Source organism: uncultured Campylobacter sp., assembly GCF_938045775.1.
In the GTDB taxonomy this organism is placed as follows: domain Bacteria; phylum Campylobacterota; class Campylobacteria; order Campylobacterales; family Campylobacteraceae; genus Campylobacter_B.
The window spans coordinates 1-9632 of record NZ_CALIBH010000250.1; the positions used below are offsets into that span (position 1 = coordinate 1).

Consider the following 9632-nt stretch of genomic DNA (forward strand, 5'->3'; position numbering starts at 1 on the left):
CGATTTTATAAAATTTAGCTTTTATTTCTCGATAGATATATCCAGTGGACTATATTACTGAATAAAATCGGAACAGACATACCAAAAAACATTGAGCCGCCTCCAAAAAACGATAGCCAACCAAACAGGCTTTCTCTGCTCGCAAAAGTTGGAAACGTCCGCCCGTTGCCTACTCTGTGTGGGATGCCGTTTATGGCAAAATCGGCGTAGAAATAATTATTTAGAAGCCAATAGATAAAAGGTATGCCGATAAGCATAATTAGCTGCGTCTTGACGGCGGGAAGCTCTTTTTCATATAAGAATACGGCGATTGGATAATACACGCAGCTTAGCGCGAAAGCCGTTAAAATAGGTACCCACAATGCTGCGACGTAAAATTCCGCAAGCTGCGTGTGCGGGCTTATTTTGCCGATCGCGGCGATGTTTGGAAAAAACTGCTTCATAAATTTAACGAAGTCCGCGCATGCCGCGCTTGCGTCTAAAATATTTTCGGGCAGCACGAATACGCTAAGCGCCGTGATCGCAAACAGCACAAAAACCGCCGCGTAAAGCCGCCCGAAAAATTTAGTGAATTTCGTATCGGGATACGGCGCCTCTTGCTCTTGCGTGCCTTGTGAATTTAGCAAATCGCTCATCGTTCGCTCCTTTAATAAATCTTTACGGCAAAACCCGGCTTGCGCTAAATTTTAAAATTTTATGCCTTATCGTTCGGTAAAATTTCACGACGAGGACTTGCTTTGGAATTTTGCGGTCAAATTTGAAATAAAATTTATTAAATTTAACCAGCAAAGCTTTGTTTAAAAATAAAGTCTCGCCGCCTTTAACGCGCAGTGAGGCAGATGCAGGTTGGGGCGGTGGGGTCTGCTTGAGGTCGCGAGGCGAGCCCCAGGCAAAGTAAAAGGGCGCTTCGCAAGTATAGCCCCTTCCGTTCCACTTCTTCCGAGGAAGAATTTAAGCCTTATCGGAAGCGACAAATAAAATTAAACCCGCGCGTAGCGTAGCGACTTCTCGTATCGTCTTAGCCAGAAAGCCTCTAAAATAAGAAAGCCCTTTCATTTCACGCAAACTCGCAGCTAAAGCCTAAAATTTAATTGCCTAACGAAAAGGCAAGTTAGCGTTGCTTGCTCGCAAAATAACCGCGGAATCACACTAGATTTAATTTAAAATTCCGAGTATTTCTGATAGTCGATCTGCGCGGAGTTTTTGTTGATCGTATCGACCGTGGCTTCGGCGATCGCAAGCTCCTCGTTGGTAGGGATTACGAGCGTTTTGATTTTGCTATCCGCCGCGCTTAAATTTCTAATCGAGCCGGTATTTTTTGCGTTTTTTGTCGCATCGATTTCGATGCCGATATGAGCGAGCTTCTCGCAGACATTTTGTCTAAAATGCGGCGCATTCTCGCCGATACCGCCGGTAAAGATCAAAGCGTCCACGCGCCCAAGCACGGCGTAATACGCTCCGATCATCTTAACGACGCTGTAAACGAGCATCTCAAACGCGAGTTTCGCGCGCGGCTCTCCGCCCTCCATCTTTTCATAGACCTTTCGCAGATCGCTTGCACCGCAGATGCCCAAAAGTCCGCTTTTTTTGTTCATTATAACGTCCATATCCTGCGCGTTGTAGCCCGCGACGCGCTCGATGTATGGGATGATTGCAGGATCGATCGAGCCGCATCTGGTGCCCATGATGATCCCCTCAAGCGGCGTTAGCCCCATCGAGGTGTCGATACACTTGCCGTTTTCTATAGCACTCACGCTCGATCCGTTGCCAAGATGTAGCGTAATGGCATTGAAGTTTTCGTATTTTTTACGCAAAAATTTCGCTCCCATCGTCGAGACGAACCAATGCGATGTGCCGTGCGCGCCGTAGCGGCGAACCTTATATTTTTCGTAGAATTCATACGGCAGCGCGTACATATACGCATAAGGCGGGATGCTTTGATGAAAGATCGTATCAAAAACCGCTACGTTTGGAATTTTCGGAGCGATCTTCAGGCAGGATTTGATACCCGCTAAATTTGCGGGATTGTGTAGTGGTGCAAGCGGCGCAAGCTCGGCGATTTTAGCCATTACGTCATCATCTATGAGCGCGGGAGCGTCGAAATAATCCGCGCCCTGAACGATGCGGTGTCCGATGCCGCCTACTTGAGTTAGATCGTTGATTACTCCGCTTTGTTTTAAAAGATCGATCGCAATCGCAATCGCGGTTTCGTGATTTGCAATTTGCTCGTTTTCAACTTTTATGCCTCGTCCATTGGCGCAATTGATACTTCCGCTTGCGTGCGTCGAGCCGATCTCCTCGATGAGCCCACTTGCGATGCAGGCGTGATTTAGCATATCGTGGAATTTAAATTTAACCGAGCTCGAGCCAGAATTTATGACTAGGATATCCATTAATTCTCTCCCGCTTGAATTGCGCTGATAAGTATCGTGTTTACGATATCGGCGACCTTGCAGCCGCGGCTTAGATCGTTTACCGGCTTTTTTAAGCCCTGCAGAATCGGTCCGATCGCCACGGCGCCTGCGGTGCGCTGAACGGCCTTGTAGCAGATATTTCCGCAGTTAAGATCGGGGAAGATAAATACGTTCGTACGCCCTGCGACCGCGGAGTCCGGCATTTTTTTCTTAGCAACCGCCGCATCGACTGCGGCGTCGAATTGCAGCGGTCCGTCGATTAAAAGCGCCGGCGCCTTTTCGCGCGCTTTTTGCGTTGCAGTCTTTATGAATTCCACGCTATCGCCGCTACCGCTGTCGCCGCTGGAGTAGCTTAGCATCGCCACACGCGGCTCAAGCCCGAACGCCTTTGCGGTCGCAGCGCTTGAGATCGCGATACCTGCCAGATACTCTGCGCTCGGGCTCGGCGCTACGGCGCAGTCGGCAAAAAGCAGAGCCTGCGTATCCAGGCACATTATAAACGCGCCGCTAACGCTCGCGATGCCGGGCTTTGTCTTGATGATCTGAAGCGCGGGGCGGATCGTCTCCGCAGTAGTCGTGCCGGCACCGCTTACCATCGCATCGGCTAGCCCTTCATACACGAGCATCGTGCCGAAATAGGTGCGATCGCGCACTAAATCGCGCGCCTGCGCCTCGCTCATGCCCTTTGCCTTGCGAAGCTCATATAGATCGCGCGCAAATTTTTCCAAGCTCGCATCCGTCTGCGGATCTAAAATTTTAACGCCGCTTAGATCGAGACCTAGCTTGCTTGCGCTTTTTTGCACTTCATCTTGTCGCCCCAGAAGGATCAAATTTGCAGCGCCGCTTTGCTTTATAATCGCGGCCGCGCGCAGAATTCTCTCATCGTCGCTTTCTGGAAGCACGACGGTTTTAACGTTCGCGCGAGCCTTGGCGTAGAGCTTGCTTTCAAATTTCAACGGGGTTAGAATTTCACAGCGCGTGGAGTTTGCGGCGTCCGTGAAGTAGCTTTTGTCGGCAACGACTTTATCAAGCTCTATCGCGCCGCTTTGGCAAGCGGAATTTTCGTCGTGAAATTTTGCGCCCTTTTCGCAGGCAGAATTTTTGCCGCAAAGCTCCAATTTTTTAGAATTTGCACCCTCCTGTGCAGGTCTTAGCGCGGAAAATGAAATTTTATCCTCATATATGCTGGCAAAGCTTACCGCTTTTGCTGCAGCGATTATGCGCTCGCCGATGCGCGCGGCGATTTCGTTAGGATAAAATCCGCAAACGGGAATATTTAAATCCTTGGCGATTTGTAAATTTAGCTCACGCATATCGGCTCCTGCGGCGCCGCGAACCAGTACGAAATTACACTGCTTTAGGATCTGTGCAAAGCGCTCTATCGCCGCCTTTCGCACGCGCTCATCCTGCCCGTTTGCGAGCGCTTTTTCAAGCTCGCTTCTGCTAAAAAGGGCATTGTCGCCAGCGATGCAAAGTTGCAAAACGTTGTGAAAGCTCATGGATAAAATTTTATCTAGTTTTTTTAGCTCGGATTCGTAGGCGGTAGGCTCGTCGCATAGCAGCAAAATTCCGTTCATTGATCGGTCCTTTTAAATAAGATAGGCAATTGTAGCAAAATTTTGCTTGCGTGTTAATCAAAGATTTATCGTGAGGGTTTAGAATTCAGTAACTTCCAACAAAGGAGCGCACATGAAAAATTTAGTGATTTTGGCTCTTTTAGTGAGCCTCGCCGCGGCGAAAATCAACATAAACGAAGCTAGTCGCTACGAGCTGATGACGATCGGTGGGCTTGATGCGGGTAGGGCGGATATGCTTATGCAATACCGCCAAAAGCGCGAAATTTCAAGTGCAGATGAGCTAAAGGGCATCAACGGCTTTGCAAGTTACGATACCGCCAAACTGCAGAAGAGCTTTGAAATATCGCCTAGAGCTAACGTGCAGCAGCCGGTGCAGCCTGAGCGCGACATAGTCGTAGTCGAAAAGACCCGCACCCGCACGGTTTACGGAGGCTCTACTTACAAACGCGTTGAAAATTATGGCAATGGCATCACGATCACCGAGACCGGCACTTTTCCACCTCCACCTCCACGAGGATATGATAGACGCGGCGGCATGCCGCCTCCTCCGCCACCGCCACCTGGTGGTATGATGCCGCCTCCTCCCCCGCCTCCTGGCGGCATGCCACCACCTCCGCACGGAGGTATAAAACCGCCACCTCCGCCACCGCCACCTCCGCGTGATGATTATTCTCACAGGAGAAGTTCTGGCAGTATGAGCGATAGCGAAATCGGCGGAAGTTCGCGCCGTAACATGCCGGTGCCTATGCATATGGGAACGATCCGCTCGAAAAGATCCAGTAGCGTCACAAGCTTCGGTGACTGCGATCCGCAAAGCGGTAACTGCGCTAGCGTGGGCGTAGGCGTGCAGGTAGATAGAGGGTTTTAAAATTTAATTTTATGCGGGCGGAATTTTAGAATTTTATAATCGAGATTCCGCCCCCCCTTAAATTTACGGCTAAATTTTAAAATTTCGTAACGTAGAATTTAAAATTTACGCAGGCGTCGCTCCGCGCTACGATAAAATTCCAAAAAATTTTGTAAATTTAATCAGCAGCTTACGTGGTAAAATTTCAAGCTAAAATTTTACGTTAAAAATTCCGTGCCGCGTTTGGTCGAAACAAATCTGCACTTTAAAATTTTAAATCCGAACAGCCCGTCCGTTTTAAATTTATGGCTAAATTTTAAATTTGCCTTTTCTACTCTCGCTAAATTCCAAAATTTTGCCCCGTCTTGCTGCTATTAAATTTTAAATTCGACCCGATTTAGCGCCTAAAATTCGTAAAATTTAATTTACAAAATAATATAATCACAAAATTATTCCAACGAAACAGGATGGGCGTATGAAAGAAATTAGCGGATCGCAGATGATCGTGGAGGCGTTGCGGCAGGAGGGGGTCGAGGTGGTTTTCGGCTACCCGGGCGGCGCGGCGCTTAACATATACGATGAAATTTACAAACAAAAATACTTCAGACACATTTTGGTGCGCCACGAGCAGGCTGCGGCTATGGCTGCGGACGGATACGCGCGCGCTAGCGGCAAGGTCGGCGTGGCCGTCGTCACGAGCGGTCCTGGATTTACTAACGCGCTTACGGGGCTTGCTACGGCGTATAGCGATAGCATCCCGATCGTGCTTATCAGCGGGCAGGTGGCGACATCGCTTATCGGTACCGACGCCTTTCAAGAGATCGATGCGATCGGAATTTCACGCCCATGCGTCAAACATAACTATCTGGTAAAAACGATCGAAGAGCTGCCTAGAATTTTAAAAGAAGCCTTCTATATCGCTCGCAGCGGCAGACCTGGGCCCGTGCATGTCGATGTGCCGAAGGACGTAACGGCGAAGCTTGGCGTTTTTGAATATCCTAGCGAAATCAAGATGCAGACTTACAAGCCGAATTATAAGGGCAACGCTAAGCAGATCAAAAAAGCCGTCGAGCTAATCGCAAGCTGCAAAAAGCCTATCCTCTACATCGGAGGCGGCGTCATCAGCGCGGGCGCAAGCGAGCTGGTACGCGAGCTTAGCGAGTTTGCGCAGATCCCTGTCGTTGAAACCCTTATGGCGCTGGGGGCTATGCGAAGCGATGATAAAAACCGCCTCGGTATGGTAGGAATGCATGGCAGCTACGCCGCAAATATGGCGCTTAGCGAGTCGGATCTGATAATCTGCCTGGGCGCGAGATTTGACGATCGCGTCACCGGCAAGCTTAGCGAATTCGGCAAAAACGCAAAGATCATCCACGTAGATATCGATCCCAGCTCTATCTCAAAGATCATAAACGCGGATTATCCGATCGTGGGCGATGTGAAATCGGTGCTAGAGGAGATGCTGCCGCGCATTAAAAACGAGGTCAGCCCTCAAAATTTCGAGCAGTGGCGCGAGCTCATCCGCAAATACGATGAAATTCACCCGCTTAAATTTAACGACAGCGATGAAATTTTAAAGCCGCAGTGGGTTATCCAAAGTACTGCGAAAATTGCGGGCGAGGACGCTATCATCGCTACGGACGTGGGACAGCATCAGATGTGGGTCGCGCAGTTTTATCCGTTTTGCAAGCCACGCACTCTGCTAAGTAGCGGCGGGCAGGGCACGATGGGATACGGCCTTCCTGCGGCATTGGGCGCGAAGGCTTATGCGGAAGATAGACCCGTTATAAATTTCAGCGGCGACGGCTCGATTTTGATGAATATCCAAGAGCTGATGACCGCGAGTGCTAGCGGCCTAAACGTCGTAAATATCGTATTAAACAACAATTTCTTAGGCATGGTGCGGCAGTGGCAGAGCCTGTTTTACGGGCAGCGTTTCTCATCGACCGATCTTAGCTCGCAGCCTGATTTCGTAAAGATTGTCGAGGGCTTCGGCGGCGTGGGCTTTAGCGTTAGCACCAAAGCGGAATTTGAGGATGCGCTAAGGCAGGCTCTTGCGAGCAAAAAGGTAAGCGTCATCGAGGCTAAGATCGATCGCTTCGAAAACGTCTGGCCGATGGTGCCCGCAGGCGGCGCGCTTTATAATATGATTTTTGAGCAGGAGTCGTAGGATGAATAGCATAAGAAGAATAATCTCGGTCGTCGTTACTGATGAGCACGGCGTTTTGTCGCGGATCTCGGGGCTTTTCGCGGGGCGCGGCTATAATATCGACACCCTCACCGTTGCGCCGATTCCAAACACCGGCCTATCGCGCCTTAGCATCGTCACTTCGGGCGACGAGCGCGTCATAGAGCAGATTACTAAGCAGCTTCATAAGCTGATCCCCGTCTACAAGGTCATCGATGATGCAAAATTCGTCGAAAAGGAGATGGTTTTGGTAAAGATCGCGCTGGGCGAAAACTTAGCAGGGCTTGATGCGGTTTTAAAAGCCTACAACGGCAGCATCGCAAACAGCGACGACAGCAAGATCGTCATCATGGCGTGCGACGACGCAGACCGCATCGACGGATTTTTAAAGACGATAAAAAAATACAATCCGATCGACGTCGTCCGCGGCGGCAGCGTCGCGCTGGATATGTAAGCGGCGATAAAATTTAATCAAAGGAGCGCAAATGAAATTATCCAAAATTGCAGAAATTTTAAATATAGAGCTTAGCGGAGCGGACGCGGAGATTACTGCGATAAATTCGCTTCAAAACGCAAGGCAAAGCGAGCTGAGCTACTGCGATAGCGACAAAAACGAGAAATTTTTATCCGCCACTAAGGCGGCCGCCGTGCTGGTAAAGTGCGGCACTGCGGTTCCAAACGGCGTGCGAGCGCTGGAGTGCGAAAACCCGCACCTAGCCTTTGCGATCTTAAGCGCGCATTTTGCTAAGTCTCTCATTCGCAGCGGCGTGCCCGCAAAGATCGCCGCTAGCGCGCAGATTGGACAGAACGTGCATATCGGCGTAAATTCCACGATCGGCGAGAATTGCGTCATTTTAAGCGGCGCGTATATCGGCGATGACGTGCATATCGGAAGCGGCTGCGTGATCCACGCAAACGCCGTCATCTACAATGACACGATCATCGGCGAGCGCTGCATAATCCACGCAAACGCCGTCATCGGAAGCGACGGCTTCGGCTATGCGCATACCAAAACGGGCGAGCACGTTAAAATTTATCATAACGGCAACGTCGTGCTGCAAGACGAGGTCGAGATCGGCGCGTGCACGACGATCGATCGCGCAGTGTTCGGCTCGACGATCGTTAAGCATGGCAGCAAGATCGACAATCTCGTTCAGATCGGGCACAACTGCGAACTAGGGCAAAACTGTCTCATCGTCTCTCAAGTTGGGCTTGCGGGCTCGACGACGCTCGGACGCAACGTCGTGATGGGCGGACAGAGCGGCAGCGGCGGGCACGTAAGCGTGGGCGATTTCACTCAGATCGCGGCGCGCGGCGGCATAAGCAAGGATCTAACGGGTGGCAAAAACTACGCAGGGCATCCTATAATGGAGCTTAGCGAGTGGTTCAAGCTGCAGGCTAAGATCGTTAGATTTTTTAAAGATAAAAAGCACTAGCCGTTTTGCCTTGGCTGACTTGCTTTAGTCGGTTCGGTTGATCGGCTTGATTTGATAGTTTTGATCGTTCGCTCTGATAGACTCCTCTAGCCAGCTTAATCTAGCAGGCTCGCGTCGTTTCAGTGAAGTTTGAAATCGCCAGGCAGTTGGCGATTGTGGAGTGATTTGCGCTGCCGTTCGGGCTTTGATGTATTTTGTAATCGCTGCGGCGGTAAATTTTGCTAATTATCGACAGAATTCCGCTCACGCCATTTTTTGTCTTCCGCTTGCTTTGTGGGCGCGGTAGAATTTGATCTACTCGTTTTGAAATACGTTTGCTCGCAGTCATTGCGGCCAAGCTTTACGAGCGCTTTAAATCAGCGCAAATTTAATGAAAGGAAAAACGATGATAGAGATGTTTTTATGCTCCTATTTTGCGGGTGCGGCGACGCTTTTTGAGGATTTCGCCGAGCAAAATATCCGCGCAAAAGAGGTGCTTTTTATCCCGACTGCCACAAACGTAGAGGAGTACCGAGACTACGTGGACGAGGCGAAAGAGGCGTTTGCCAAAATGGGCTTTGAGGTTCAAATTTTAGACGTTTCAAAAGCGAGCGAGGTCGAAGCAAAGGCAAAGATCGGCGCGGCGCGGGTGCTTTACGTAAGCGGCGGCAACACCTTTTATCTTTTGCGCGAGCTTAAAAAGAAGGATCTTGTCGGCCTGATCGCTAAGCGCGTCCAAAGCGGCGAGCTCGTGTATGTGGGCGAGTCGGCGGGAGCGATGATCGCCGCACCCAGCGTGGAGTACGCAGCCATGATGGACGATGCGGGCGACTACGGGGCCGCGGCGCAAACAGGGCTTTATCTGGTTAAATTTTACCCGGTGCCGCACTACGGCGAGGAGCCCTTCGTGCAAAGCACGGCTAAAATTTTAAAAGCTTACGGCGGCAAGCTAAATTTGGTGCCGATAAATAACGCCGAAGCGATCGCGGTGCACGGCGATAAATTTGAAATTTTAGGGCGTTAAACTGCGGCGCGAAAGTAAAATTTAGCAATAAGCGCTTTGTAAAATTTACGCTTGCGTTCGCGCATAAGGCTGTGAGGCAGAATTTAAATTTAGGCGCGGTGAGTCGCTAACGAATAAATTTAATCAAAGGATCAAAATGAAAATACTACTTATCAACGGCGGAGCGC

8 protein-coding genes are annotated in these 9632 nt (G+C 50.0%); 5 read left to right on the forward strand and 3 right to left on the reverse strand.

The window, feature by feature from the left end; genetic code table 11:
- Positions 1-14: 14 nt before the first annotated feature.
- The 3 genes from Q0238_RS10445 to pta all read right to left on the reverse strand — a co-directional run bounded on the left by Q0238_RS10445 (position 15) and on the right by pta (position 3991).
- Positions 15-635, reverse strand: coding sequence for a hypothetical protein (locus Q0238_RS10445; protein ID WP_297945822.1), 621 nt, complete (start codon positions 633-635; stop codon positions 15-17).
- A 525-nt stretch (positions 636-1160) separates the two neighbouring features.
- A complete protein-coding gene (locus Q0238_RS10450) occupies positions 1161-2393 on the reverse strand; it encodes an acetate kinase (RefSeq protein ID WP_297945824.1) in 1233 nt (410 codons plus the stop codon).
- Positions 2393-3991, reverse strand: coding sequence for a phosphate acetyltransferase (gene pta / locus Q0238_RS10455; RefSeq protein ID WP_297945826.1), 1599 nt, complete (start codon positions 3989-3991; stop codon positions 2393-2395). The genes Q0238_RS10450 and pta overlap by 1 nt, the downstream gene beginning before the upstream one ends.
- A 112-nt stretch (positions 3992-4103) precedes the next feature.
- Between pta and Q0238_RS10460 the strand changes: the two genes are divergently transcribed.
- The 5 genes from Q0238_RS10460 to Q0238_RS10480 all read left to right on the forward strand — a co-directional run bounded on the left by Q0238_RS10460 (position 4104) and on the right by Q0238_RS10480 (position 9465).
- Positions 4104-4859, forward strand: coding sequence for a helix-hairpin-helix domain-containing protein (locus Q0238_RS10460; protein WP_297945828.1), 756 nt, complete (start codon positions 4104-4106; stop codon positions 4857-4859).
- Positions 4860-5313: 454 nt separating this feature from the next.
- Positions 5314-7008, forward strand: a complete 1695-nt coding sequence (locus Q0238_RS10465) for an acetolactate synthase large subunit (RefSeq protein ID WP_297945830.1) — start codon at positions 5314-5316, stop codon at positions 7006-7008.
- 1 nt (position 7009) lies between these two features.
- Positions 7010-7480, forward strand: a complete 471-nt coding sequence (gene ilvN, locus Q0238_RS10470) for an acetolactate synthase small subunit (RefSeq protein ID WP_297945832.1) — start codon at positions 7010-7012, stop codon at positions 7478-7480.
- A gap of 31 nt (positions 7481-7511) precedes the next feature.
- Positions 7512-8462 (forward strand): UDP-3-O-(3-hydroxymyristoyl)glucosamine N-acyltransferase, encoded by a 951-nt coding sequence (lpxD, locus tag Q0238_RS10475; RefSeq protein ID WP_297945834.1) that lies wholly within the window; start codon positions 7512-7514, stop codon positions 8460-8462.
- Between the two features lie 385 nt (positions 8463-8847).
- Positions 8848-9465 carry a Type 1 glutamine amidotransferase-like domain-containing protein gene (locus tag Q0238_RS10480; RefSeq protein WP_297945836.1) on the forward strand — a complete coding sequence of 206 codons (618 nt, stop codon included), beginning with the start codon at positions 8848-8850 and terminating at the stop codon, positions 9463-9465.
- Positions 9466-9632 lie beyond the last annotated feature (167 nt).

Coding starts and splice junctions, on each gene's coding strand:
- Q0238_RS10480 (WP_297945836.1), top strand. CDS start 8,848: ATGATAGAGATGTTTTTATGCTCCTATTTTGCGGGTGCGGCGACGCTT.
- Q0238_RS10445 (WP_297945822.1), bottom strand. CDS start 635: ATGAGCGATTTGCTAAATTCACAAGGCACGCAAGAGCAAGAGGCGCCG.
- Q0238_RS10450 (WP_297945824.1), bottom strand. CDS start 2,393: ATGGATATCCTAGTCATAAATTCTGGCTCGAGCTCGGTTAAATTTAAA.
- Q0238_RS10465 (WP_297945830.1), top strand. CDS start 5,314: ATGAAAGAAATTAGCGGATCGCAGATGATCGTGGAGGCGTTGCGGCAG.
- pta (WP_297945826.1), bottom strand. CDS start 3,991: ATGAACGGAATTTTGCTGCTATGCGACGAGCCTACCGCCTACGAATCC.
- ilvN (WP_297945832.1), top strand. CDS start 7,010: ATGAATAGCATAAGAAGAATAATCTCGGTCGTCGTTACTGATGAGCAC.
- Q0238_RS10460 (WP_297945828.1), top strand. CDS start 4,104: ATGAAAAATTTAGTGATTTTGGCTCTTTTAGTGAGCCTCGCCGCGGCG.
- lpxD (WP_297945834.1), top strand. CDS start 7,512: ATGAAATTATCCAAAATTGCAGAAATTTTAAATATAGAGCTTAGCGGA.